Annotated in this window: 18 protein-coding genes; 12 read left to right on the top strand and 6 right to left on the bottom strand. The window is 74.2% G+C overall.

From position 1 onward, the window contains the following. Positions 1-15: 15 nt before the first annotated feature. The 4 genes from ACIPYS_RS24130 to ACIPYS_RS24115 all read left to right on the top strand — a co-directional run bounded on the left by ACIPYS_RS24130 (position 16) and on the right by ACIPYS_RS24115 (position 2,727). Positions 16-954 (top strand): TIGR01777 family oxidoreductase, encoded by a 939-nt coding sequence (locus ACIPYS_RS24130; RefSeq protein WP_400749361.1) that lies wholly within the window; start codon positions 16-18, stop codon positions 952-954. Positions 955-1,064: 110 nt separating this feature from the next. Continuing rightward, positions 1,065-1,436: a BlaI/MecI/CopY family transcriptional regulator gene (locus tag ACIPYS_RS24125; RefSeq protein WP_400749506.1), complete on the top strand. Its 372-nt coding sequence runs from the start codon at positions 1,065-1,067 to the stop codon at positions 1,434-1,436. Then, entirely contained in the window at positions 1,433-2,359 is a 927-nt protein-coding gene (locus ACIPYS_RS24120) for a M56 family metallopeptidase (RefSeq protein WP_400749358.1), read from the top strand. Before ACIPYS_RS24125 ends, ACIPYS_RS24120 begins: the two co-directional genes overlap by 4 nt. Positions 2,360-2,397: 38 nt before the next feature. Next, a complete protein-coding gene (locus ACIPYS_RS24115; RefSeq protein WP_093863095.1) occupies positions 2,398-2,727 on the top strand; it encodes a DHCW motif cupin fold protein in 330 nt (109 codons plus the stop codon). Between the two features lie 33 nt (positions 2,728-2,760). Here the strand turns inward: ACIPYS_RS24115 and ACIPYS_RS24110 are convergent, their stop codons facing one another. Beyond that, positions 2,761-3,789 carry an NlpC/P60 family protein gene (locus ACIPYS_RS24110; protein ID WP_400749353.1) on the bottom strand — a complete coding sequence of 343 codons (1,029 nt, stop codon included), beginning with the start codon at positions 3,787-3,789 and terminating at the stop codon, positions 2,761-2,763. 396 nt (positions 3,790-4,185) lie between these two features. Here ACIPYS_RS24110 and ACIPYS_RS24105 point away from each other — a divergent pair, with 396 nt between their 5' ends. The 3 genes from ACIPYS_RS24105 to meaB are packed head-to-tail and all read left to right on the top strand — an operon-like array spanning position 4,186 to position 9,348. Next, complete coding sequence (locus tag ACIPYS_RS24105) at positions 4,186-6,057, top strand: methylmalonyl-CoA mutase subunit beta (RefSeq protein ID WP_093863093.1); 1,872 nt, start codon at positions 4,186-4,188, stop codon at positions 6,055-6,057. After that, positions 6,054-8,336, top strand: a complete 2,283-nt coding sequence (gene scpA, locus ACIPYS_RS24100) for a methylmalonyl-CoA mutase (protein ID WP_400749350.1) — start codon at positions 6,054-6,056, stop codon at positions 8,334-8,336. The genes ACIPYS_RS24105 and scpA overlap by 4 nt, the downstream gene beginning before the upstream one ends. 13 nt (positions 8,337-8,349) lie before the next feature. After that, positions 8,350-9,348: a methylmalonyl Co-A mutase-associated GTPase MeaB gene (gene meaB / locus ACIPYS_RS24095; RefSeq protein ID WP_093863091.1), complete on the top strand. Its 999-nt coding sequence runs from the start codon at positions 8,350-8,352 to the stop codon at positions 9,346-9,348. A gap of 9 nt (positions 9,349-9,357) precedes the next feature. Here meaB and ACIPYS_RS24090 read toward each other — a convergent pair whose 3' ends face one another. After that, positions 9,358-9,825 (bottom strand): ATP-binding protein, encoded by a 468-nt coding sequence (locus ACIPYS_RS24090; protein ID WP_400749346.1) that lies wholly within the window; start codon positions 9,823-9,825, stop codon positions 9,358-9,360. A gap of 181 nt (positions 9,826-10,006) precedes the next feature. Between ACIPYS_RS24090 and ACIPYS_RS24085 the strand changes: the two genes are divergently transcribed. Both ACIPYS_RS24085 and ACIPYS_RS24080 read left to right on the top strand, forming a co-directional pair. After that, on the top strand, positions 10,007-10,720 hold the full coding sequence (locus ACIPYS_RS24085; protein WP_400749343.1) for a helix-turn-helix domain-containing protein: 714 nt from the start codon (positions 10,007-10,009) through the stop codon (positions 10,718-10,720). A gap of 11 nt (positions 10,721-10,731) precedes the next feature. Further along, positions 10,732-11,205, top strand: a complete 474-nt coding sequence (locus ACIPYS_RS24080) for a hypothetical protein (RefSeq protein ID WP_400749341.1) — start codon at positions 10,732-10,734, stop codon at positions 11,203-11,205. 97 nt (positions 11,206-11,302) lie between these two features. On the opposite strand, the gene ACIPYS_RS24075 is transcribed toward ACIPYS_RS24080, so the two are convergent. Continuing rightward, positions 11,303-11,905 (bottom strand): superoxide dismutase, encoded by a 603-nt coding sequence (locus ACIPYS_RS24075; RefSeq protein ID WP_093863088.1) that lies wholly within the window; start codon positions 11,903-11,905, stop codon positions 11,303-11,305. Positions 11,906-12,087: 182 nt separating this feature from the next. Between ACIPYS_RS24075 and tsaD the strand changes: the two genes are divergently transcribed. Continuing rightward, complete coding sequence (gene tsaD, locus ACIPYS_RS24070) at positions 12,088-13,170, top strand: tRNA (adenosine(37)-N6)-threonylcarbamoyltransferase complex transferase subunit TsaD (protein ID WP_400749336.1); 1,083 nt, start codon at positions 12,088-12,090, stop codon at positions 13,168-13,170. Between the two features lie 179 nt (positions 13,171-13,349). Next, on the top strand, positions 13,350-15,680 hold the full coding sequence (locus ACIPYS_RS24065) for a collagenase (RefSeq protein WP_400749334.1): 2,331 nt from the start codon (positions 13,350-13,352) through the stop codon (positions 15,678-15,680). Between the two features lie 98 nt (positions 15,681-15,778). On the opposite strand, the gene ACIPYS_RS24060 is transcribed toward ACIPYS_RS24065, so the two are convergent. Beyond that, positions 15,779-21,733 (bottom strand): TIR domain-containing protein, encoded by a 5,955-nt coding sequence (locus ACIPYS_RS24060; RefSeq protein WP_400749331.1) that lies wholly within the window; start codon positions 21,731-21,733, stop codon positions 15,779-15,781. A 160-nt stretch (positions 21,734-21,893) separates the two neighbouring features. On the opposite strand from ACIPYS_RS24060, the gene ACIPYS_RS24055 reads away from it, so the two are divergent. Next, a complete protein-coding gene (locus ACIPYS_RS24055; RefSeq protein WP_231977937.1) occupies positions 21,894-23,096 on the top strand; it encodes an SLC13 family permease in 1,203 nt (400 codons plus the stop codon). A gap of 22 nt (positions 23,097-23,118) precedes the next feature. Here the strand turns inward: ACIPYS_RS24055 and ACIPYS_RS24050 are convergent, their stop codons facing one another. Beyond that, on the bottom strand, positions 23,119-24,000 hold the full coding sequence (locus ACIPYS_RS24050; protein ID WP_400749328.1) for an inositol monophosphatase family protein: 882 nt from the start codon (positions 23,998-24,000) through the stop codon (positions 23,119-23,121). After that, positions 23,972-24,643 (bottom strand): hypothetical protein, encoded by a 672-nt coding sequence (locus ACIPYS_RS24045; RefSeq protein ID WP_093863085.1) that lies wholly within the window; start codon positions 24,641-24,643, stop codon positions 23,972-23,974. Before ACIPYS_RS24045 ends, ACIPYS_RS24050 begins: the two co-directional genes overlap by 29 nt. Positions 24,644-24,818: the final 175 nt, after the last annotated feature.

The following is a 24,818-nucleotide window of genomic DNA, read 5'->3' as shown; positions in this document are numbered from 1 at the left end:
CGAGGGGGGATCTCGATGAGGATCGTCATACCCGGTGGGACCGGCCAGATCGGGCGCGTCCTGGACCGCGCGCTCACCGCCGACGGCCACGAGGTGGTGCTGCTCACCCGCCGGCCCCGGCGCGACCAGGAGATCTTCTGGGACGGCCGCTCGCTGGGCCGCTGGACCGCCGCGGTCGACGGCGCCGACGCCGTGATCAACCTCGCCGGGCGCAGCGTCGACTGCCGCTACACCGAGCAGAACCTGCGCGACATGATGGACTCCCGGGTGCACTCCACCCGGGCCGTCGGCCGCGCGATCGCGGGCGCCCGGCGCCCGCCCCGGGTGTGGCTGCAGATGAGCACCGCCACCATCTACTCCCACACCTACGGCGCCCCGCACGACGAGGACACCGGCGTCATCGGCGGCGAGGAGCCCGGCGTCCCCGCGTACTGGGAGCGGAGCGTGCGGATCGCCCGCGCCTGGGAGCGCGAGCAGACCGACGCGGCCACCCCGGACACCCGGCGGGTCGCGCTGCGCTGCGCCATGGTGATGAGCCCGGAGGCGGGCGGCGCCTTCCACCAGCTGGTGCGGCTGGCCAGGACCGGCCTGGGCGGTCCGGTCGACGGCGGCGGGCAGTACCTGTCGTGGATCCACGACCGGGACCTGGTCCGCTCGGTGCGCTTCCTGCTCGACCGGGAGGACATCGCCGGACCGGTCAACCTCGCCGCGCCGACGCCGCTGCCGCAGCGGGTGTTCATGCAGGCGATCCGGCGGGCCAAGGGCATCCCGGTGGGGCTCCCGGCCACCCGGTGGATGGCCGAACTGGGCGCGTTCGCACTCCGCTCGGACACCGAACTGCTGCTGAAGAGCCGGGCGGTGGCGCCGGGGCGGCTGCTCGCGGCCGGGTTCGGCTTCGAGCACCCGCACTGGCCCGCGGCCGCCACCGACCTGCTCCGGCGGATGCGCAGCTGAGCGCGGGCCCGGCGCCCGGCCTCCGCGGCCGGACCCGGCCGTACGATGGGCGGGCACCGGGCACAGGGACAGGAGACCCGGGGGCGGGACGGCTGAGGAGCGGACGGGTGCTGCGCGGACTGGGTGATCTGGAGGCCGAGATCATGGACCGGCTCTGGTCCTGGGGCCGCCCGGCCACCGTGCGCGAGGTCGTCGACGATCTGCGGCGGCAGCGCCCGGTCGCGTACACCACCGTCAACACCGTCGCCGACATCCTGCACACCAAGGAGTGGCTGCGGCGGACCAAGGTCGGCCGGGCCTGGGTCTACGAACCGACCTGCACCCGGGAGTCGTACACCGCGCAGCTGATGCACCAGGCCCTGGAGGGCAGTCCGGACCGCGCCGGGGCCCTGCTGCACTTCGTCGACCGGATCAGCGGCGACGAGGCGACGGCCCTGCTCGCCGCACTGGAGCAGGTCAAGGCGCGGGACGACGAGCGGTGACCCTGGCCCTGCTGGCACTGCACCTGCTCCTGGTCGGCGTCCTGCTCCCGCGCCGGCTGGCCGGCTCGGCGCGGCTGCGGGCCCGGCTCCAGGCGCGACCCGCCCTCGGTGCGGCGCTCTGGCTCGCGCTGATGGCCTCCTTCGGCACCGGACTGCTGCTGGCGGCGCACCACCTGGTGGCGCCGCTCGGACACGAACCGGCCGGCCTCGTCGGACTGTTCCCGCACCTGGAACCGGCCGTCGCACCGCACGTCCACGACCGGTGGGTCCCGGTCGCGGCCGGCGGCGCGGTGGCGGCGGTCACCGCCGTGCTCGCCGCCCGGGCCGCCGGAGCCCGGCGACGGCACCGCCGGACGCTCGACCTGGTGGCCACCCGGGAACCGGGACTCCGGCTGCTCGACCTGGTGGCCATCCGGGAACCGGGGCTCCGGCTGCTCGTCCTGGAGGACCCGCGGCCCGCCGTCTACTGCCTGCCCGGCCGCCGGGCCCGGGTCGTGGCGACCCGGGGCGCCGTCGACCTGCTGGACGAGCGCGGGCTCGCCGCGGCCGTCGCCCACGAGTACGGGCACCTGCGCGGACGCCACCACCTGGTCCTGCTGGCCGCCGACACCTTCGCGCTCCTCCTCGGCCGCCTCCCGCTCGCCCGGCTCGGGCGGGCCGAGGTGGCGCTGCTGCTGGAGATGGCGGCCGACGACGCCGCGCTCGCCCGGGTGACCCGCGCCGAACTCGCGGGCGCGCTCTGCGCCCTGGCCACCACCGGGCCCGGACCGGCCCCGGCCGCCCTCGCCGCCGCGTCCACCGGCGTGCTCGCCCGGGTCCAGCGCCTCGCCCGGCCCCCCGCGGCCCCGGCGCCCGCCTACCGCCTGGCCGCCCTCGCCGCCCCGCTCCTCCCCTACCTGCTGGCCTGCGCCCCGCACCCGTGACCCGGGGGCAGTCCGGAGCGACCGACTAGGGTGACGGCATGGACCTCACCGGTTTCCCCTTCACCGCCACCGACTGGACCCGGGTCGCCGAGGAGCGCAAGCCCGGCGAGCGCGGCGAAGTCACCAGCCGTGTCCAGCGGTTCGGGGACGTCCGGGTCCGGCGGGTCGACTACAGCCCGGGCTACGTCGCGGACCACTGGTGCCGCAAGGGGCACGTCCTGTTCGTCCTGGAGGGCGAGCTCGTCACCACGCTCGACGACGGCCGGGTCGTGGTGACCGGCCGGGGCGGCAGCTACCAGGTGGCCGACGACGCGGAGGCGCACCGCTCGAGCGCGCCGAACGGTGCCAGCCTGCTGATCGTCGACTGAGCACGACCGCGCGCCCGCGGGGTCCGGGGCCCGTCAGGGGCGGACCGCGCCGACGTAGGGCATGGCGTCGATCGGGAGGATCTCGACGTTCTTCCCCGTGCGCGGGGCGTGGATCATCTTCCCGTCGCCGATGTAGAGGCCGACGTGGTGCAGGTCGCCGTAGAAGAAGACCAGGTCGCCCGGCTGGAGGTCGGCGCGGGCGACGCGGGCGCCGGCGTTCCACTGGGCCTGGGAGACGCGCGGGAGCTTGACGTCGGCCGCGCGGTAGGCGGCGCCGGTGAGGCCGGAGCAGTCGAAGCCGGACGGGCCGGTGGCGCCCCAGACGTACGGCTTGCCGAGCTGCGCGTAGGCGAAGCGGATCGCGGCGGCCGCGCGGCCGGAGGCGGGCACGGCGGGGTCGGGCCGCTCGGCGGCGGAGCGGGAGGCCCGGGTGGCGGCCGCCTCCTGGGCGTTGATCCTGGCCCGGTCGGCGGCGCTGAGCCTGTTGAGCAGCGCCTGGGCCTTGGCCAGCTTGTCCTGGACCGCCTTCTTCTCGCCCGCGAGCGCGGCGGCCGCCTGGTCGAGCTGACCGAGGGTGGCGGTGGCCTCGGCCCGGTCCTGGTCGAGCCGGCGCTGCTCGGCCAGGGCCTGGCGCAGCAGGGCCGCCTGCGAGTCGACGACCTGGTTCTGGGCGGCGGCCCGGGCGAGATAGACGCCGGGGTCGGAGTCGAGCATCAACTGGACGGACGGGTCGATGCCGCCGTTGCGGTACTGGTCGGCCGCGACGCCGCCGAGCTGGGTGCGCAGCTCGTTCATCGCGTCCTGGCCCCGGGCCACTTTCTCCTGGATCCGGCTCGCCTCGCCCTGGAGCTTCTGCTGCTTCTCCTGGAAGCCGTTGTAGCGCTCGATCGACTGCTCGGCCTCCTCGTTGAGCCGGTCGACCTCCTCCTTCACGCTGGCGAGGCCCGGCGCGGGCTCGGCCTGGGCGGGACCGGCGGTGAGGACGACGCCGCCGGCCATCGCGGTCGTGAGGACCGCCAGGCGGGCCCGGCTCGGGGGGCTGGGCTTGCGGCGCTTTCCCATGGTGGCGGTCTCCTGGCGACGAGTAGGGACGAGCAGGGGTGACGGTCGAGCCGGAGGGCGTGAACACGGGCGCGTGAACGGGCAGGCCGGCGTACGGCGAGGGGTACGGCGCCCTCCGCGGCGCCCTCCGTCCGCGCTCTACTAAGTAACTTAATAGATGACCACCGAGGTTCCGCAAGCCACCCGCCTCCGAAACCGCGCCCCGGACCGCGAGCACCCCCTTCCGGACCCCTGCTCAACCCCTGTCCCACCCATGCTCGACCCCTGCCCGACCCCTGCCCGACCCCCTGTTCGCGCCCCCTGTGGCACCGGTAGTGCAATAGAGTGCACAGCGAGGGCAAGGTCACACCCTTCGCCTCTCCTGCGCCCCCGCGAACGGGCGCTAACCTGCGGGGCATGACGGTCCCGCCCGAAGGGCTTCCCCTGGCCGCCGAGTTCCCGGCCGCCCACCGCGAGCAGTGGCAGACCCTCGTCGAGGGTGTGCTCCGCAAGGCGGGGGCGCAGCCCGAGGACGGCGCCGCGGCCGAGCACGCGCTCGGTACCGCGCTCCAGGACGGGCTGCGCGCCCGCCCGCTGTACACCGCCGAGGACGCCCCGGCCGACCCCGGCCTCCCCGGCTTCCCGCCGTTCGTGCGCGGCGCCCGGCCGCAGGGCGCCTCGGTCTCGGGCTGGGACGTCCGCCAGCGGCACAGCGACCCCGATCCGCGGCGCACCAACCAGGCCGCGCTGGCCGACCTGGAGCACGGCGGCGGTTCGCTCTGGCTGGAGCTCGGCGGGGCCGGGCTCCCGGTCACCGCGCTGGGCGAGGCGCTCACCGGCGTCTACCTCGACCTGGCCGCCGTGGTCCTCGACGCCGGCGCCGAGTTCCCCGCAGCCGCCGAGCAGCTGTTCGCGCTGTACCGGGAGCGCGAGGTCTCCCCCGGCTCCGCCGTCGCCACCCTGGGCGCCGACCCGCTCGGCCTGCAGGCCCGCACCGGCGACGCCGCGCGCACCGACGCCCTGCTCGCCGAGGCCGCCGCGCTCGCCGCCCGCTGCGCCGAGGGCTTCCCCGGCGTGCGCGCGCTGGCCGTCGACGCCCTGCCGTACCACGGGGCCGGCGCCTCGCCCGCCCAGGAGCTGGGCGCCTCGGTGGCCACCGGCGTCGCCTATCTGCGCACCCTCACCGCCGCCGGGCTCTCCGTGGACGCCGCGCTCGGCCAGCTGGAGTTCCGCTACGCGGCGGACGCCGACCAGTTCCTGACGATCGCCAAGCTCCGCGCCGCGCGCCGGCTCTGGGCCCGGGTGGCCGAGGCCTCCGGCGCCACCCCGGCCGCCTCGGCACAGCGCCAGCACGCCGTCACCTCCGACGTCATGATGACCGCCCGCGACCCGTGGGTGAACATGCTGCGCACCACCATCGCCTGCCTGGCCGCCGGTGTCGGCGGGGCCGACGCGGTGACCGTGCTGCCGTTCGACTCGGCGGTCGGCCTGCCGGACGCCTTCGCCCGCCGGATCGCCCGCAACACCCAGGCGATCCTGCTCGAGGAGTCGCACCTGGCCCGGGTCGTCGACCCGGCCGGCGGCTCCTGGTACGTCGAGCGGCTGACCGACGAACTCGCCCACGCCGCCTGGGCCTGGTTCCAGGAGATCGAGCGGGCCGGCGGCCAGCGCGCGGCGCTGGAGTCCGGCCTGGTCGAGGAGCGGATCGCCGCCACCTGGGCCGAGCGCTCGGTCCGGCTCGCCAAGCGGCGCGAACCGGTCACCGGTGTCAGCGAGTTCCCCAACCTCGGCGAGCAGGCACTGGTCCGCGAACCGGCCCCGGCCGGCCCCGGCGGCGGGCTGCCGACGGTGCGGCGCGCCGAGGCGTACGAGGCGCTGCGCGACCGCTCGGACGCGCACCTCGCGGCCACCGGCGGGCGGCCGGCGCTGTTCCTGGCGTCGATCGGCAGCGCGTCCGCGCACACCGCGCGCACCACCTTCGCCGCCAACCTGTTCCAGGCCGGCGGCATCGCCACCAGCGCGCACGAGGGCACCGACCCGGCGGCCTTCGCCGAGGCGTTCGCCGCGAGCGGCGCCGCGGTGGCCTGCCTCTGCTCCAGCGACGCCCTGTACGGCGAGCACGCCGGGGCGGTGGCCGGCGCGCTCAGGGCCGCCGGCGCGCGCCGCGTCCTGCTGGCCGGCCGGCCGGGCGAGAACCCGCCCGCGGACGTGGACGGCTTCGTCTTCGCCGGCGGCGACGCCGTCGCCGTCCTGACCTCCCTGCTCGACGAGATCGGAGTGGCCCGATGATCCCCGACTTCACCGCGATCGGGCTGGACCCGGACGCCGACGGCGCCCCCGCGGACCAGGACACCGGGACCACCCGCCCGGACGCCGGAGCCGACCGCCCGGACGCCGGGACCGGCCGCCCGGAGGCCACCGAGGCCCAGTGGCGCGCCGCCTGGCGGCAGGCCACCGGCAAGGACGTCGACGAGCAGCTCTGGGACACCCCCGAGGGCATCGGCGTCAAGCCGCTGTACACCGCCGAGGACCTCGCCGGCCTGGACTTCCTGGGCACCTACCCGGGCATCGCCCCGTACCTGCGCGGCCCGTACCCGACGATGTACGTCAACCAGCCGTGGACGGTCCGGCAGTACGCGGGCTTCTCCACCGCCGAGGAGTCCAACGCCTTCTACCGCCGCAACCTGGCGGCCGGCCAGAAGGGCCTGTCGGTCGCCTTCGACCTGCCGACCCACCGCGGCTACGACAGCGACCACCCGCGGGTCACCGGCGACGTCGGCATGGCGGGCGTCGCGATCGACTCGATCTACGACATGCGCCAGCTGTTCGACGGCATCCCGCTGGACCGGATGTCCGTCTCGATGACCATGAACGGCGCGGTGCTGCCCGTCCTGGCGCTGTACATCGTCGCGGCCGAGGAGCAGGGGGTGCCGCCGGAGAAGCTGGCCGGGACCATCCAGAACGACATCCTCAAGGAGTTCATGGTCCGCAACACGTACATCTACCCGCCGCAGCCCTCGATGCGGATCATCTCCGACATCTTCGCGTACACCTCGCAGAAGATGCCCCGGTACAACTCGATCTCCATCTCGGGCTACCACATCCAGGAGGCCGGGGCCACCGCCGACCTGGAGCTGGCCTACACCCTGGCCGACGGCGTCGAGTACCTGCGGGCCGGACTGGACGTCGGCCTGGACGTGGACGCGTTCGCGCCCCGGCTGTCGTTCTTCTGGGCGATCGGCATGAACTTCTTCATGGAGGTCGCCAAGCTGCGCGCGGCCCGGCTGCTCTGGGCCAAGCTGGTCAAGCAGTTCGACCCGAAGAACGCCAAGTCGCTGTCGCTGCGCACCCACTCGCAGACCTCCGGCTGGTCGCTCACCGCCCAGGACGTCTTCAACAACGTCGCCCGCACCTGCGTGGAGGCGATGGCCGCCACCCAGGGCCACACCCAGTCGCTGCACACCAACGCGCTGGACGAGGCGCTCGCGCTGCCGACCGACTTCTCCGCCCGGATCGCCCGCAACACCCAGCTGCTGCTGCAGCAGGAGTCCGGCACCTGCCGGGTCATCGACCCGTGGGGCGGCTCGGCCTACGTCGAGAAGCTCACCCACGACCTGGCGAACCGCGCCTGGCAGCACATCCAGGAGGTCGAGGCGGCCGGCGGCATGGCCAAGGCCATCGACGCCGGCATCCCCAAGCTGCGGGTCGAGGAGGCGGCCGCCCGCACCCAGGCGCGGATCGACTCCGGCCGCCAGCCGGTGATCGGCGTCAACAAGTACCGGGTCGAGAGCGACGAGCAGATCGACGTGCTCAAGGTCGACAACTCCGCGGTGCGCGCCGCCCAGCTCGAGAAGCTGCGCCGGCTGCGCGCGGAGCGCGACGAGGCCGCCACCCGCGCCGCCCTGGACGCGCTCACCCGGGCCGCCGAGGCCGGTCCCTCGCGCGGCGGCTCGCTCGACGGCAACCTGCTGCACCTGGCCGTGAACGCCGCCCGTGCCAAGGCCACCGTCGGCGAGATCTCCGACGCCCTGGAGAAGGTGTACGGCCGCCACTCGGGCCAGATCCGTACCATCTCCGGTGTGTACCGAGACGAAGCGGGCCCCTCCGCCCCCCTGCAGCGCACCCGGGACCTGGTCGAGCGGTTCGAGCGGGCCGAGGGCCGCCGGCCGCGCATCCTGGTCGCCAAGATGGGCCAGGACGGCCACGACCGCGGCCAGAAGGTGATCGCCACCGCCTTCGCCGACCTCGGTTTCACCGTCGACGTCGGCCCGCTGTTCCAGACCCCGGCCGAGGTCGCCCGGCAGGCCGTCGAGGCGGACGTGCACATCGTCGGCGTCTCCTCGCTCGCCGCCGGCCACCTCACCCTGGTGCCCGCGCTGCGCGCCGAACTCGCCGCCGCCGGACGCAAGGACATCACCATCGTGGTCGGCGGGGTGATCCCCCCGCAGGACTTCGACGCCCTCTACGAGGCGGGCGCCGCGGCGGTCTTCCCGCCCGGCACGGTGATCCCGGAGGCCGCCTACGACCTCCTGAAGTCGCTCGCGGCCGACCTCGGCCACGAGCTCTGAGGCGGCGGGTCGGATGCCGCCCCGGACGATCGACCTCGACAGCTACGCGACCGGTGTACGGGAGGGCTCGCGCGCGTACATCGCGCGGGCCATCACCCTCGTCGAGTCCACCCGGCCCGACCACCGCGCGCTGGCGCAGCAGCTGCTGACGATGCTGCTGCCGCACGCCGGCGGGGCGGTCCGGGTGGGCATCACCGGGGTGCCCGGCGTCGGCAAGTCGACCTTCATCGACGCCTTCGGCACCATGCTCACCGGGCAGGGCCACAAGGTCGCGGTGCTGGCCGTCGACCCGACCTCCAGCCGCACCGGCGGCTCGATCCTGGGTGACAAGACCCGGATGGAGCGCCTGGCGGTGGACCCGGCCGCCTTCGTCCGGCCGTCGCCGACCTCGGGCACGCTCGGCGGGGTGGCCAAGGCCACCCGGGAGTCGATGCTCGTGATGGAGGCCGCCGGCTACGACGTGGTGCTGATCGAGACGGTCGGCGTCGGCCAGTCGGAGACCACGGTGGCGGGCATGGTCGACTCCTTCCTGCTGCTGTCGCTGGCCCGCACCGGCGACCAGCTGCAGGGCATCAAGAAGGGCGTACTGGAGCTGGCCGACGTCATCGCGGTCAACAAGGCGGACGGCCCGCACGAACTCGACGCCAAGGCGGCCGCCCGCGAACTCGCGGGCGCCCTGCGGCTGTTGCAGGCCCCCGACGCGCCGTGGACGCCGCCGGTGCTGACCTGTTCGGGGCAGGACGGCAGCGGCCTGGACGTGCTCTGGGAACGGCTGCAGCAGCACCGCAAGGTGCTCGACGCGACCGGCGCACTGGCGGCCAAGCGGCGCGACCAGCAGGTGGAGTGGACCTGGGCGATGGTGCACGACCAGCTCCTCACCCGGCTGCACTCCCACCCCGAGGTGACCCGTCTGGTCCCCGAACTGGAACGCCGGGTCCGGGAGGGCACCCTCACGGCCACCCTGGCGGCGGACAGCATCCTGGACGCCTTCGGCCTGCCACCGGTGCCCTGAAGCTGCGCGCTACGCCGCGAGAACACCGAGCGCCGTGCCCCACCCGTGTGTGGGGCACGGCGCTTCGTGCTGCTCGGGGAACTCGAACCACACCACCTTGCCGGGGCTTTCGGGGTGCCACCCCCAGCCTTGAGCCAACGCCGCCACCAGCACCAGCCTCCGCCCGCCCGTCTCGTCGGCCCCGCGCTCCCGCCCCGGGAGCGCGGGGCACCGGTCGGCCACCTCCACGCAGAGCAACCCCGGCCGCCGCAGTACCGTGACAAGGCAGCGGTCCCCGGTGTGCAGCATCGCGTTGGCGATCACTTCACTGGCACACAGCTCCAGATCCTGGAGCGCCTCGACCGAGAGCGGCACACCCCACTCCCGCACGATCGCCGCCACCAACCACCGCGCCCCCGGCACCGCCTCCGGCCCCGGCGGCATCCCCCATTCCAGCGGAACCGGGAACCGGGCACTGCTGAGCGGGCTGACCACCATGAACGCCTCCACGTCGACGGGGCAGAAGAGCTGCCGAGGACCGAACGAACGATCACCAACAGTCAACAAGCCGTGACAGCTGTGGGACGATCGACGATGCGGCACCCGCATACGCGTATGCGGGTGCCGCATCGAAGCCGCGTCACCGGCCCCACGTGGGCCCGTAGCTTTGGGTGGGCTGGTGAACTGGAACGCGGCGGTGGTCCGGGAGGCGTCCCGGACCGGAAACTACGGCAAGGTCGTCGCACTGGCACGGATCCAAAAGCGGCTGACCCAGCTGCAGTTGGGTGCGGCGTGCGGGTTGTCGCAGTCGGCCGTCTCACGGCTGGAGAAGCGCGGCAGCGGTCCCTATGCCATGGATGTCCTGCTGCGGATATCACGCCACCTGGACATCCCACCGGCCGTGCTCGGCCTGGCCGGAGCGCCGAACCGGACAACGAAGGGAGGCGACAGCGTGCAGAGGCGTCAGTTCCTGGGCGCGGCGGCGGCGATCGCCGTCGCCGCGCCCGTTGTCGCCGCCCTCGGTCCCTCCTCGGACGAGAGCGAATCGCAGGCGGCCGCGCTCCGGCTCGCCACGACCTCGTACCGAACGCTGGACGGATCGACACCCTCCCGCGAACTCGGCGAGGCCGTTCACTCACACCTGCGGCTGATTCGAGGAATCATCAGCACGGCACCGACCGAGGACCGGCGGATCGCACTCGCCGGGGTCGCGAGCGAGGCAGCGAGCCCGGCGGCTTGGCTCGCCTGGGACATGGGCGACCACGGGTCGGCACGTTCCTTCTACGGGGCCGCGATCCAGGCGGCCCGGTCGAGCCACAACCCACTGCTCACCGCCTACCAGGTGGGAAGCCTCGCCCAGTTCGAAGCGCACACCGGCAACGCCGTCCAGTAGGAAGGGGCACGATGCGGATCGGAATCACGGGGCACCGGGGGCTGGATGCCGAACTGGAGGAACAGGTCCGGCGGCTGCTCGCGGAGGCCGTGGCCGGGGAGGACACGGCCGAGCTCACGGTCGTGTCCTGTATCGCGGACGGGCCGGACGCATGGATCGCCGAGCTCGCGCTCGACCGGGGTGCCCGGCTCGAAGTGGTCGTCCCCGCCCAGCGGTACCGCGAGAGCCTGCCGGAGTGGCACCACCCGGTCTACGACCGCCTCCTCCGGGACGCCTCCGAGGAGCACCACACCGGCCGGGTGGAGTCCGACGAGGCCGCCCACATGGCCGGGAGCGAGCTGCTGGTCGGGCAGGTCGACCGGCTGATCGCCGTCTGGGACGGCCTGCCCGCCCGGGGCTACGGCGGGACGGCGGACGTCGTCGCGTACGCGCGGCGACTGGGTGTTCACGTCCAGGTGCTCTGGCCCGCCGGTGCCCGGCGCTGACGGAAGGGCCCCCGGCCGGTTCGCACCGGTCGGGGGCCCTTCGTTACCTGCCCTGCCCTGGGTCAGGTGTGTGCGGGCGCTTCACCCCTGTGAGGGGTCAGGCGCTCTTGGCCGCCGAGAAGCGGGTCGAGACGTCCTGCCAGTTGACGACGTCCCAGAGCTTGGTGACGTAGTCGGGGCGGACGTTGCGGTACTGCAGGTAGTAGGCGTGCTCCCAGGCGTCGAAGGCCAGCAGCGGGGTGGTGCCCTGGCCGACGTTGCCGTGGTGGTCGTAGACCTGCTCGACGATCAGGCGCTTGCCGAGCGGCTCCCAGGAGAGGATGCCCCAGCCGGAGCCCTGGACGCCGGTGGTGGCGGTGGTCAGCTGCTTCTTGAACGCCTCGAAGCTGCCGAAGTGCTCGGTGATCGCGTCGGCCAGCTCGCCGTCGGGGCGGTCGCCGCCCTCCGGGGAGAGGTTCTCCCAGAACAGCGAGTGCAGCACGTGGCCGGACAGGTGGAAGGCGAAGGTCTTCTGGAGGCCGACCAGACCGCCGAACTGCTCCTTGTCCCGCGCCTCGGCGAGCTGCTCAAGGGTGTCGTTGGCGCCCTTGACGTACGCGGCGTGGTGCTTGGAGTGGTGCAGCTCCAGGATCTCCGCGGACATCGCGCGCTCCAGCGCGGAGTAGTCGTACGGCAGGTCGGGAAGCGAGTAGGTGCTCATCAGGAGACGGGCCCTTTCGGCGAGTTCAACGGTGACGATCGTGCCGGGTCAACACTATTGCGTATCGGTTGCAGAAACTAAGCATCGGCTCCTGCGTATTCCTCCCACCCCGGAGAACTTCGCCACCATCCTTGTTGCACAATAGTTGCAGGTAAGAACTACGAGCAATAAGGGTGAGCAGCGTGGCCGGATCACCGGTGGTCCTGGGGATCGAGTCGTCCTGCGACGAGACCGGCGCGGGGCTGGTGCGCGACGGCGTGCTGCTCGGCCAGGCGGTGGCGTCCTCGATGGACGAGCACGCCCGCTACGGCGGCGTGGTCCCCGAGATCGCCGCCCGCGCGCACCTGCACGCGATGGCGCCGGTGGTCGACGAGGCGCTGCGGCGGGCCGGGCTCACCCTGGCCGACGTCGGCGCGGTGGCGGTGACGACCGGTCCGGGCCTGGCCGGGGCGCTGCAGATCGGGGTGGCGGCCGCCAAGGCGTACTCCTTCTCGCTCGGCGTCCCGCTGTACGGGGTGCACCACCTGGCCGGGCACGTGGCCGCCGCGACGCTCGACGGCGGGCCGCTGCCGGACCCGTGCGTCGTGCTGATCGTCTCCGGCGGGCACACCTCGCTGCTGCTGGTGCGCGATCTGGCGCGCGATCCGATCGTCCATCTCGGGGACACCCTGGACGACGCGGCCGGCGAGTGCTTCGACAAGGTCGCCCGGATCCTGCGCCTGCCCTACCCGGGCGGGCCCGCCATCGACCGGGCCGCCCGCGACGGCGACCCCAGGGCCGTCCGGCTCCCGCGCCCCCTGAGCGGGCCGAACGACCCGCCGTACGCCTTCTCCTTCTCCGGCCTCAAGACCGCCGCCGCGCGCTGGGTGGAGGGGCAGCGGGCCGCCGGCACCGAGCCGAACGTCCCGGACGCGGCCGCCGCGCTCCAGGAGGCGATCGCCGACGTGTTGACCCGCAAGGCCGTCAGGGCCTGCCGGGACCACGGGATCGACACGCTGGTGGTGGTCGGCGGGGTGGCCGCCAACTCACGGGTGCGGGAGCTTGCCGAGCGGCGCTGCGCCTCGGCCGGCATCACCCTGCGGGTGCCGCCGCTGCGGCTGTGCACCGACAACGGGGCGATGGTGGCGGCGATCGGCGACCTGCTGGTGCGGTCCGGGGCGGAGCCGGCCCCGGCGGACCTCTCGGTCGACCCCTCGGCGCCGCTGGAGGCCGCGGCGCTCACCCCGCGGGCCGTCGCGGCTCGTCCGGTAGCACCCGCCTCCTGAGCCCCAACCGGGACAAAGGCCCCAGCTCGGGGCTCCCTGACAACGTTTCGGTTGCGGCGAACGATAATTCGGCCCCGGATCTTCCCGACGACCGGAGGTGTGTGCCATTTTACATGTCACACATCGAGAGGCCGCGCCCCCCATGCCGCGGCCCCTAACGGCCCCGGAGGCCCCCACAGATGCGTCCCTCCCGGATATCCACGGCCAACGCGCGCAAGCTCCCTGCGCTCGGCGCGGCCTTCTTCATCGCCCTCGGACTGTTCGCCCCGCAGGCCCAGGCCGCCCCGACCGGCGTCACCACCCCGGCCGGCGCCAGCACCACCACCACCGCCACGCCGCGGTCGATCCCGGTCCCCAAGTCGCCCGATGCCAAGAGCACCAGCGCCTACAAGATCTCCGCCCAGGACAACGACGAGGTGCACGCCCCGCCGGCCGCCCCGGTCACCGCGCCGGTCAAGGCCGCCAAGGGCTTCTCGGCCGCCGCGGCGGACCCCTGCCCCGACCTGTCCGGCGTGATCAACGCCACCGGCAGCTCGCTGGTCCAGCAGCTCAAGGCCCTGCCGCGGGTCGACTGCACGTACGGCCTCTTCAACCTCGACTCCGCCGCCGCGGGCACCGCCTTCCGCGAGGCCAACATGGTGACCGTCGCCAACGCGCTGCGCGACGCCTCCCCGGCCTACCCCGGTGACAACAGCACGGCCGTCGGCCAGCTGGTGCTCTTCCTGCGGGCCGGCTACTACCTGCACGAGACCAACCCGAACGCCGTCGGCAGCTACGGCCCGACGCTGGCCGCCGCCCTCAAGGGCGCGCTGGACGCGTTCTTCGCGAACAACCACAGCAAGGACGCCACCACCGCCAACGGCGAGCTGCTGGTCGAGGTCGTCAAGGTGATCGGCCAGACCGACACCCTCGGCCGCTACGCCGGCTTCTTCAAGTGGCTGCTGAACAACTACACCGGCACCTGGCCGGAGCGGATGGCGGCGACCGTCAGCGAGTTCGAGTGGGTCCTCAAGGACGGCTTCGCGGCCAAGGACGACAGCAAGGGCTGGAAGGCCGCGCTCAAGGCCGACCCCAGCATCCTCACCTCCTGGTCCGGCTTCATCACCCGTAACGACTCCCTGCTGAACCGCTTCGACATCGTCAGCAACATGGGCCGCTACCTCGGCTACGCGCTGCAGGTCCCGGAGCTGAAGACCCAGCTGCGGCCGATCATGAAGGACCTGATCAACCGCTACCCGAACACCGGCCCGACCGCCCCGATCACCATGAACCTGGCGTGGTCCACCCGTGAGTTCGACAAGGGCCACTGCGCCGACTTCGGCATCTGCGACCTGAGCACCCGCCTCATGCCGGTCATCCTGCCGATCCAGAAGGTCTGCAACGACGGTCTGAAGATCAAGGCCCAGGACATGTCCCCCGGGCAGCTTGCGACCACCTGCACCAGCCTGATCAACCAGGATGCCTACTTCCACAAGATCATCGGTGACAAGGGCGCCATCCCCGGCGACGTGAACACCAACCTCGAGGTCGTCGCCTTCGACGACTACGACCAGTACTCGCTGTACGCCTGGGCCTTCTACGACATCGACGTCGACAACGGCGGCATGTACGAGGAGGGCAACCCGGCCGTGCCCGGCAACCAGGCCCGCTTCATCGCCCACGAGGCCTCCTGGATCCGTCCGGAGTTCCAGATCTGGAACCTCAACCACGAGTACACCCACTACCTCGACGGCCGGTACAACATGTACGGCGACTTCGAGGCCGGCATGGTGACCCCGACCATCTGGTGGGTCGAGGGCATCGCCGAGAACATCTCCTACGGTTACCGCAACGTGCGCAACGCCGACGCGATCGCCGAGGCCGCCAAGAAGACCTACAAGCTCAGCGAGCTGTTCGACACCGTCTACGACCAGACCGCCGACGCCGACGAGAACTCCAACCGGGTCTACCGCTGGGGCTGGCTGGCCAGCCGCTACATGCTGCAGCAGCACCGCGCCGACATGGACGCCGTGCTCGCCAAGTACCGCACCGGTGACTGGAACGGCGCCCGCACCATCCTGAAGACCACCATCGGCACCCGCTACGACGCCGACTTCAGCAACTGGCTCGGCGCCTGCGCCACCAACGACTGCGGCCCGCTGCCGGAGGCCCCGACCGGCCCGGTCACCCCGACCGTCCCGCTGTGCACCATCGCGGACACCCGCCAGTTCGACAACAACTGCCGCCGCGACAACCTGGCCGCCGCCACCGGCAACTACAGCTACCACTTCATCAACCTGCCGGCCGGCGTCAAGACGCTGACCATCACCAGCAGCGGCGGCACCGGCAACGCCGACCTCCTCTACGGCGGCTCCAACTGGGCCACCACCGGCAACACCCTCGCCAAGTCCGCCAACCCGGGCAACGCCGAGACCCTCACCGTCACCAACCCCCCAGCCGGCTGGGTCTACTTCAGCCTCGCCGCCCAGCAGGACTTCGCGGGCGCGACCCTGTCCGTGCAGTACCAGTAGGCAGTACCGGCAGGAGCCCGCACCACCGGGTGAACCGCTGAACACGCGAAGGCCCCGCCGGTACCACCGGCGGGGCCTTCGTCATGCTTCTCGGCGGGTCAGAGCAGGGCGTCCGGGGGGAGGCGGTGGACGCCGGGGAGGTGGGAGTCGAGCTCGCCCGGTTCGAAGCGGCACATGCCGACGGCGTGCCAGAACTCGCCCGCGACGTCGCCCTCGCACTTGTAGGCGCCGGAGGGCAGCAGGGCGGCCCAGCCGTCGGGGGTGCCGAGCAGGGTCGCGAGCGCGGTGGGGCGGCCCTCCTCGGGGACGTGCCAGAGCCGGATCGTGCCGTCCTCGCCGCCGCTGGCCAGCAGGGAGCCGTCCGGGCTGAACGTGACGGCGAGGATCCGGCCGGTGTGGCCGCGCAGGCCCGCCACCTCGGTGCCGGAGAGCGGGTCCCAGAGCCGGACCACCCGGTCGTCGCCGGCGGTGGCGAGCAGCGGGCGGTGCGGGTGGGCGGCCGCGGTCCACAGCCGGCCGACGTGGCCGGTCAGCCGGTGCCGGACCGCGCGGTCCACCCAGATCACCGCGGTGCCGTCCCAGGAGGCGCTGGCCAGCCAGGTGCTGTCGGCCGCCGGCGAGACGGCGTACACCCGGTCGGTGTGGCCGTCGAGTTCGGCCACCACCCGGCCGGCGTCGACGTCGGAGATCCGCACCCGGCTGTCGTCGCAGCCGGTCAGCAGCTGCCGCCCGTCCGGGCTGAACGCGATCGAGCGGACCCGGCCGCGGTGCTCGCGGAGCGTGGTGAGGTGGGCGCCGGTGCGCCGGTACCAGATCCGGACGGTGTCGTCGTCGTTGGCGGTGGCCACCAGGACGCCGTCGGCGCTGAACGCCTCCGCCCAGACGTGCTCGGTCTCGACGTCCATCTCGCGCAGGTACTCGCCGGTGCGGGCGTTCCACAGGCACAGGTCGCCGTCGTTGGTGGCGGTGGCCAGCACCGCGTCCTCCGGGCTGAACACGGCCGAGACCAGCCGGCTGCTGCGGCCCGAGAGTTCGCGCAGCCGGCGGCCGGTGGACGGCTCCCAGAGCCGGACCCGGCCGTCGTTGCCGCCGGCCGCCAGCAGGGTGCCGTCACCGCTGAAGGTGAGCGAGCCGATCCGCCGGCCGTGGCCGCGCAGCAGCTGGCGGCTGCGCCCCGAGGACGGGTCCCAGAGCCGGACCCGGCCGTCGTTGGCGCCGGTGACCAGCAGCGGGTCGCTCTCCGCGCCGCCCCGGCCGGAACCGGGCCGGAACCGGCAGGCCCAGACCGAGCCCCGGTGCTCGGGCGGCTGCCGGCGCAGCGGCGTCACCTCCCGGGCCCCACCGGTGCCGTCGGCGGGACCGACCCGCCAGACCCGGACGCCGCCGTCGCTGTCGCTGGCCGCGAACCGGGTGCCGGCCTCGTCGAAGGTGACCTGGTAGATCTTGCCGGTGGAGTCCTCCGGGCGGCCGACCGCGGTGCCGTCGAGCGGGTTCCAGAGCCGGATCTGCCCCTCGGTGTCGCCGCTGGCGAGCAGGTCGCCGTCGGGGTGGAAGGCGAGGGTGTAGATCCGTCCGGCGTGGCCGGGCATGCTGTGGCGCAGCCGGCGGGAGGCGACCTCCCAGATCCGGACGGTGCCGCCGGTGCCGTCGTCGGGGCCGCCGTCGGCGGTGGCGACCAGGGTGCCGTCCGGGCTGAACGCGGAGCGGTAGAGGGTGCCGCGGTGACCCGGGAGTTCGGCGAGCCGGCGGCCGTTCGCGGTGGACCACAGCCGGCCGCCGCCACGCTGGTCGCCGGTGACGATCAGGGTGCCGTCGGGGCTGAACACGGCCGTGTAGACGGGCGCGGCGTGGCCGGGCAGGCGGTGCCGGGGCTCGCCGGTGGCGGTGTCCCAGAGGGTGACCACCCCGTTCAGGTCTCCGGTGGCGACCAGCCGTCCGTCCCGGGCGAGCGAGAGCGGCCAGACGCCGCCGGGGTGCACGTCCAGGCGGTGGCGGCACTCGCCGGAGACCGGGTCCCAGAGCCGGACGGTGCCGTCGGCACTGCCGGTGGCGAGGACGTCGTCGGCGAACTTGACCGAGTAGACCCGCCCGATGTGGTCCTTGAGCGTGCGCAGGGCGATGCCGGTCACGGCGTCGCAGATCAGCACGCTGCCGTCCTCGGAGCCGACGGCGAGCAGGTGGCCGTCGCGGCTGAAGGCGACCGGCTCGGGCAGCCGGGTGGAGCGCACGTCGAAGCCGTAGGGGACGCCGACCTCGGAGGGGCTGAAGCCGGCCTCGACCGGGAGTCCGGGGGCGATCGCGGCGGCGCGCAGTTCGGGGGCGGCGAGCACCTCCTCGTCGGTGACGGCGGAGATCAGCGCGGACCGCTGCCAGTGGCTGCCGCGCAGCCGGGCGCCGCGCAGGTCGGTGCGGACCAGCCGGGCGCCGCGCAGATCGGCGAAGCGCAGGTCCGCGCCGGTGAGGTCGGCGGAGTCGAGGCGGGCGCCGGCCAGCCGGGCGCCGCGCAGGTCCGCGCCGGAGAGGTTGGCGCCGAGCAGCCGGGCGCCGCGCAGGTCCGCGCCGAACAGGTCGACGCCGGACAGGTCGCGGTGCGACAGGTCCTCGCCGGCCAGGGTGGCGCCGCGCAGGTCGGTGTGGGCGGGGACGCGCAGCCGGTCGAGCACCTTGACGGCGTTGAGCCGGGCCGCCTCGGTGGCGGTCTCGGGGGTGTCCAGGACGGAGCGGGCCCACCGCTGGCAGGCCTGGTGGTCGGCCAGGTCGCAGAGGAACTCGACCGCGAGCCGGCTGAGCGGGCCGCGGGCGAGCAGGGTGGTGTCCTCGCGGGCCAGCGCCTCGGCGGCGGCGCGGGCGACCAGCCACTCCCCCACCGAGCCGTGGATGAAGTGGAACATGCCCTCGTCGGAGCGGACCAGCAGGCTGCCGGAGCCGACGGCGTGGGCGACCTGGGGGGTGGGCATCCGGTTCTCGGCGAGGCCGCTGAGCACGCCGGCGATGTCGACGATCTCGTCCAGCGGGATGGAGCTGCGGCCGCTCTCCCACAGCCGCAGCGCGAGCAGGGTGACGGCCTGCCAGAGCTGCTCGAGCGCGAGTCCGGGCGCGGCGCCGGGGCCGCCGTGGCCGCGGCGTTCCTCGAACCGCAGCCAGGAGGTGAACACCTCCTCGTACAGGCCGGCGGCGCTGAGCGCCCGTCCGGCGCCGGCGACGGCGCGCAGCCGGTCGTGGTCGAGGTCGGCGACGAAGCTCAGCAGGCGGGGGTTGCGGCAGAGCGCGAGCAGGTCGGGGACGCCCTCCAGCAGCCGCATCCGGCGGGCGGCGGTCTCCTCGTCGCCGTAGCGGTTGCCGAGGTAGCCGCGGATCTGGTGCGGGGTGAAGTCCTGGACGGCGATCAGCCGGCGCTGCGGGAGCAGGCCGACCCGTTCGCCGAGGGCGGTGAGCACCTGCTCGTGGGAGCTGAAGTGCTGGGTGCGGCTGGTGACGACGATCTTGGCGTTGTCGACGGCCGCGTCCAGCAGCACCTGGAGGTGGTCGGCGGCGCGTTCGTAGCTGACCCGGTTGACCAGTTCGTCGAAGCCGTCGAACAGCAGCACCACCCGCCCCTGCCGGAGCATGTAGCGGAAGGCCCGCAGGTCGAGGGTGTCGATGCCGTGCTCGGTGAGGTGGGCGGCGACCAGGCCGTCCAGCGAGTGCGCCTTGTCGAGGGCGCTGAGTTCGATGAACAGGGGTGCCAGGTGCGGGAGTTCGGCGGGCAGGCGGCGGGCCAGCTCGCGCAGGGCGAAGGTCTTGCCGCGGCCGAAGTCGCCGAGCAGCAGCACGAAGCGGCCGTGGTCGGAGTCCAGCAGCCGGAGCAGTTCGTCGACCAGTCCCTCGCGCTCGTCGGCGCCGGGGCGTTCGGCGTCGCGGTAGCGCTGGGGGAGGTAGAGGTCGGGGTGGTACTGGCTGTCGGTGGAGAGGCGTTCGGTCTGGGCGCCGACGTAGCCGCGCAGGTCGAGCAGTCCCTGGAACTCCAGGAAGCTGCGCAGGCGCACGCCGCGGCGGCGGGCCCGGTCGCGCAGCTCGCGGGAGGGCGGCGGGCCGTCGTGCACGAGTTCGGCGTCGAGGCCGGCGCCGTCGGCGTGCACGGCGTCGACGAACTCCTCGACCTCCTGCTCGGTGGGGGTGCCGACGCAGGCGGCCACCCGCTGCTGGCGGACCAGCCCGGACTCGGCCCAGGTGACGAAGAGCTGGGTGGTGGTGCCGGCCACCGGGCGGATCTGGGCGCCGGGGTGGCGGGTGCGGCAGACCTCGGCGACCCGGGCCAGCAGGGCCTCCTGGGGGGAGGCGAGGGCGCGGGTCTCGTGGTCGGTGTCGGCGGGTGCGCCGGGCTCCTCCAGCTGCGGGGGCCCGGAGCGGGGGGTCGGCGCGGGGGCCGGGAAGGCGCGCTCGGCCCGGCGCCAGGGGACGGTGAGGCGGAGCGGGGCGGACGCGGTGCCGGTGGCGGAGGCGGTGCCGGGCACGGGAGCGGTGCCGGGGACGGGTGCGGAGGCCGGCCAGCGGGTCAGGCCGTCGCGGGTGAGCCGGAGCAGCTGGTGGGCGCCGGGGGCGAGGGCGCCGAACACGGGCAGTTCGCCGGCGGAGGTGGCGAGCAGGTGCGGCGGGAGCGGACGCGCGGCGGGCCCGCGGGCGGGACCGTCGGCGTCGGTGGCGGGGCCGTGCAGCAGCAGGTGCAGTCGGGGAGCGGTGAGCCGGGTGAAGCGGTCGGCGTCGCGCAGCGGTTCGACGCCCTCGGCGGGCGGCCCCCCGACGGCGGGGCCGCCGGTCCGGGCACCGGCCGGGGCCGCGACCGGGTGCCTGACCGCGCCGATCCGCAGCCAGCCGTCGTTCTCGTACGGGCGCAGCGCCTGGGCGAACCAGGCCGCCTGCTCGGGTCCGAGCCAGCCGTAGCGGTCCTCCGGCCGGTGGGTCCAGGCCATCGAGGAGTTGAGCCCGGCGACGACGGTGCCGAGTTCGGGCACCGGGAAGAGCGTCCACGGCTGGGCGCTGTCGAAGACCACGTCCAGGCCCTGGTAGAACTCCTGGAACAGCCGGGAGTAGTGCCGCCACTTGGGCCAGTACGGCGCGGCGGGCCGCAGTTCGTCGGCCTCGCAGGTGGCGAAGTAGGCGCGGGAGGCGGCCTGGCTGACGTCCCGGCCGCCGGGCAGGACGGCCACCCGGTGCGGTTCGAGCCCGAGCAGGGAGCGGATCCCGGTGAGGAAGGTCAGCGCCTGCTCGCACTCGCGGGGGCTGCCGGTGGCGGTGAGGTCGCCGGTGACGACGACGAGTTCGGGCGCGGGGGCGCCGGCGTCGGCGAGTTCGACGAGGTCGCCCCAGAGGGCCGACTGGAGGTCCACCGGGTCGGCGCCCCGGCCGAAGGCGGGGCCGGCCAGGTGGAGGACGGAGACCGCCTCGCGTCCGGCGGCGCGGCCGGCGGCCTGCGGGTACTCGGGCCGGGCGGAGGGGCGGCGGCGGCCGGCCCGGCCGGCGTCGCCGCCCGGCCGGGGAGCGGGGACGAGGTCCTCGGCGGTGCCGGCACCCGTGCCCGTCGCCGGGCCGTTCCCGTCGCCCGGGTAGCCGGGGGACAGCTCGGGGCGGGCCCGGCCGTCCATCGCCTGGGCGACCCGGGTGAGCAGCAGCCCGCGGGCGCGGTCCGGCTCGGTGACGCCGACCAGGTCGATGTAGGTGAGGGTGGCGAGCAGGCCGTCGACCGGGATGTCCTCGATCCGGACGGTCACCAGCCGCCGTTCCGGCTCGTCCGGGTCGGCGCGCAGCGCGGCCTGCCACTCCATCCGGCCGTAGCGGGAGCGCTCGTAGTTGCGCGAGAGCAGCGCGATCACCGCGGCGGACTCGGTGATGCCCCGGTCCATGAAGTCGACGAAGTTGGTCCCGGGCACGAAGTCCCAGGCCTGGAGGAAGGCCCGGTAGCCCGCCTCCTCCAAGGTCCAGGCGATCCAGGCCGCCCAGCGCTCGTCGGCCGGGGAGTAGCTGATGAAGAAGTCGATCGGCCCGGGGCCACCCGGGATCGCGTCAAGAGCCCCCATGGGAGGAGCTTATGACCGATCAGGAGGGACTCAACCCTGTTTCACCGCAACGGATCCGGGTGGTTTTTCCGGCGCACCGCACGAACACCCGGTCGACCGGTGGCCGGATGTTCGCACGGCGGCCTCGACCCGAAACCCCTCGTGTGCGACCCTGACGTCCGTGTTCGCGTACCGGCCCGCCGTCAAACGGCTTCATCCCCTGGACCTGCTGGCGGCGGGGCTGCTCGCCTGCGGCCTGCTCTTCCTCGCCACCGGGCTCCTCCCGACGGACGCCGCCGGGTCGGCCTTCCAGCGGATCGTGCCGCTGCTTGCCTTCCTCGGCTCGGTGATCGTGCTCGCGGAGCTGACCAGTGCCGCCGAGGTGTTCGACGTGGTCGCGGCCTGGGTGGCACGGGCCGGGCGGGGCAGCTATCCCGCGCTGTTCCTGCTCTGTGTCGGCTTCGCGGCGCTGACCACCACGGTGCTCAACCTCGACACCACGGCCGTGCTGCTGACGCCCGTCATGCTCGCGCTCGCCACCCGGGTCGGCATCGCCCCGCTGCCGCTGGCCATGACCACGGTCTGGCTGGCCAACACGGCGAGCCTGCTGCTGCCGGTCTCCAACCTCACCAACCTGCTGGCCGCCGACCGGGTCGCGCTCTCCCCGGCCGGCCTGGCCCGGGCCATGTGGGCGCCGCAACTGGCCGCGCTGCTGGCCACCATGGCCTGCCTGTGGGCGTTCTACTGGCGGCGCGGACGGCGCGGCGCGGACGACTACCGGCCACCGGCGGCCCACCGGCCCGGGGACCGGGTGCTGTTCCGGATCTGCGCGCTGGCCTGCGCGGGCTTCCTGGTGGCCAGCCTGGCGGCGGTCGTCCCGCTCTGGGTGGCCTCGGGCGCGGCGGCGGCCGTCGTGGTGGCGGCCTTCGCCCTGCGACGGCCGGAGGCGCTGCGGGCCTCGTTGATCCCGTGGCGGCTGCTGGTGATGGTGCCCGGCATGTTCCTGGTGGTGCAGACCGTGGACGCGCACGGGCTGCACCGGCTGCTCGCCGACGCGATCGGTACCGACGGCGGCACCCTCGGCCTGTTCCGGGCCTCGGCGGTCGGCGCGGGCCTGTCCAACCTGCTGAACAACCTCCCGGTCTACCTGGCCGGGGAGGCCGCGGTGCCGGCGGGCAACCACACCCAGCTGCTGGCGCTGCTGATCGGCACCAACGTCGGCCCGCTGGTGGCCCCCTGGGCCTCGCTGGCCACCCTGCTCTGGTACGAGCGCTGCCGGTCGGCCGGCCTGCGGGTGCCGCTGCGGGGGGTGGCCGGGGCGAGCGCGGTGCTGGCGGTCGGCGGCGTCGCGCTGGCGACGGCGGCGCTGGCGCTGACGGCGTGAGAACCCGACCGAGCGCCGTTCGTCAGCCGGCTCCGGCAACCGGACCTCCGGCAACCAGACCGAGCAGGTACGGCAGCAGCTCCGGACGGCCCGCGACATAACTGCGGGCCGTCTCCGGCTGCCCGGTGCGGGGGCTGAACGGCCCGCCGTCCAGCCCCCGCACCGCCACCCCGGCCTCGGTGGCCAGCAGACAGCCGGCCGGCAGGTCGATCTCCTCCGCCCGGTAGCCGACGAAGCCGTCGATCAGTCCGTCGGCCAGCAGGGCCCAGGTGAGCAGCGGCGCCCAGAGCTGGAGCACCCGGCGGGAGCCGTCCTCCAGCGCGGCCTTGAGCGTCCGCGCCACCGGGTCACCGCCCACCCCGTGCCCCTGCGTCCAGCCGAGCACCGGGCGTCCGGCGGCGGGCGGCCGGGCCGGTACGCGCAGACGCCCGCCGGGACCGTGGGCCCCCGCGCCGCGCACGGCCCGCCAGGTGCGGCCCACCACCGGGTCGTGCACCACCCCGAGCACCGGCTCGTCGTCCACGCACAACGCGATGCCGACCACGTACGCGGGCAGGCCGACGACCACGTTGTTGCTGCCGTCCAGCGGGTCGACCAGCCAGGTCCGGCGGGAACCGGGCGGGCCGGCGCGCTCACCGCCCTCCTCGGCCCGGATCCGGTCGGCGGGGAAGCTCCCGGCCAGCCGGCCGACGACCAGCTCCTCGGCGAGCAGGTCGAGTTCGGTGACCACATCGCCGTCCGTGCCCTTGGTGTCCACCCGGAAGGCGCCCCGCGGGGCGCCCGGGGCGCCCGGGAAGCGCGACCTCAGCAGCGCGCCCGCCGCCTCGGCGGCCTCCACCGCCACCCGGCACTCCTCGGCGAACCCGCCCGCCCCGTCACCCGGGGCCGCCGTCGTCCCGTCCACCGATCCTCCTCGCCGCCTCCCCGGCGATCCGGGCCGTCCGGTCCACGTCGCACAAACGCCGCACCACCCGTCGGGCTCCCCCGTCCACCGGCCCCAGCACCACGTCCAACGGGCCCGGCACGGTACGGCCCAGCACCACCGTGGCGGCGGGCTCGTCGTCCGGCAGCGCCGTGACGTGGAACTCACCCGCCCCCAGGGTGTACGTCTCGCCCCGCGCGCTGACCTCCTCGCCCAGCGGCTCCCAGCGGACCAGCCGCGGTGTCGGCCGGACCTCGTCCACCCCGGCGGCCGCGTCGCTGTACACCTCGAAGGCCCGGTGGCTCGGCCGGTCGGACTCGTCGTGCACGCCGACCCGTTGGTTGCCGATCCGCCCGTACAGCACGCTGCTCTTCAGCTCCCAGCTGTGGCAGTGGATCTCGCGCCGCCCGGCGGCCCTGACCGGGTCGAAGACGTGCACGCACACCCCGAGCACACCCTCGCGCAGCACCGGCAGGCAGTAGAACCCCAGCGGATGGTCCACCGCCCGCAGCACCCGTCTGCCGTCCGCCACCTCCGCCAGCAGCCCGCCCACCAGACCGTCCAGCCCCGGTCCGGCGGCGGTGCGCCCGGCGGCCCGGTCGAGCGTCGTGAAGAGTTCGTTCATCACTCCCCCAAGTGCTCCCCCTCGACATGCTAGGCGTGACCACGAGTTGAGGGCCATAACGCGGACACGCCCGACCGCGTGCAACGGGAGCACGGTCGGCGCGCGAACGGCCCGGGCCCCGGGAAAACGCCCGCGGGCCCGCGACGCGGAGTGCGTCGCGGGCCCGGGGGCGTAT

This window comes from Kitasatospora sp. NPDC089913, assembly GCF_044748625.1.
Classification (GTDB): domain Bacteria; phylum Actinomycetota; class Actinomycetes; order Streptomycetales; family Streptomycetaceae; genus Kitasatospora.
Note: the sequence above shows the minus strand (reverse complement) of the source record. Positions and strands in the feature narration are given on the sequence as shown.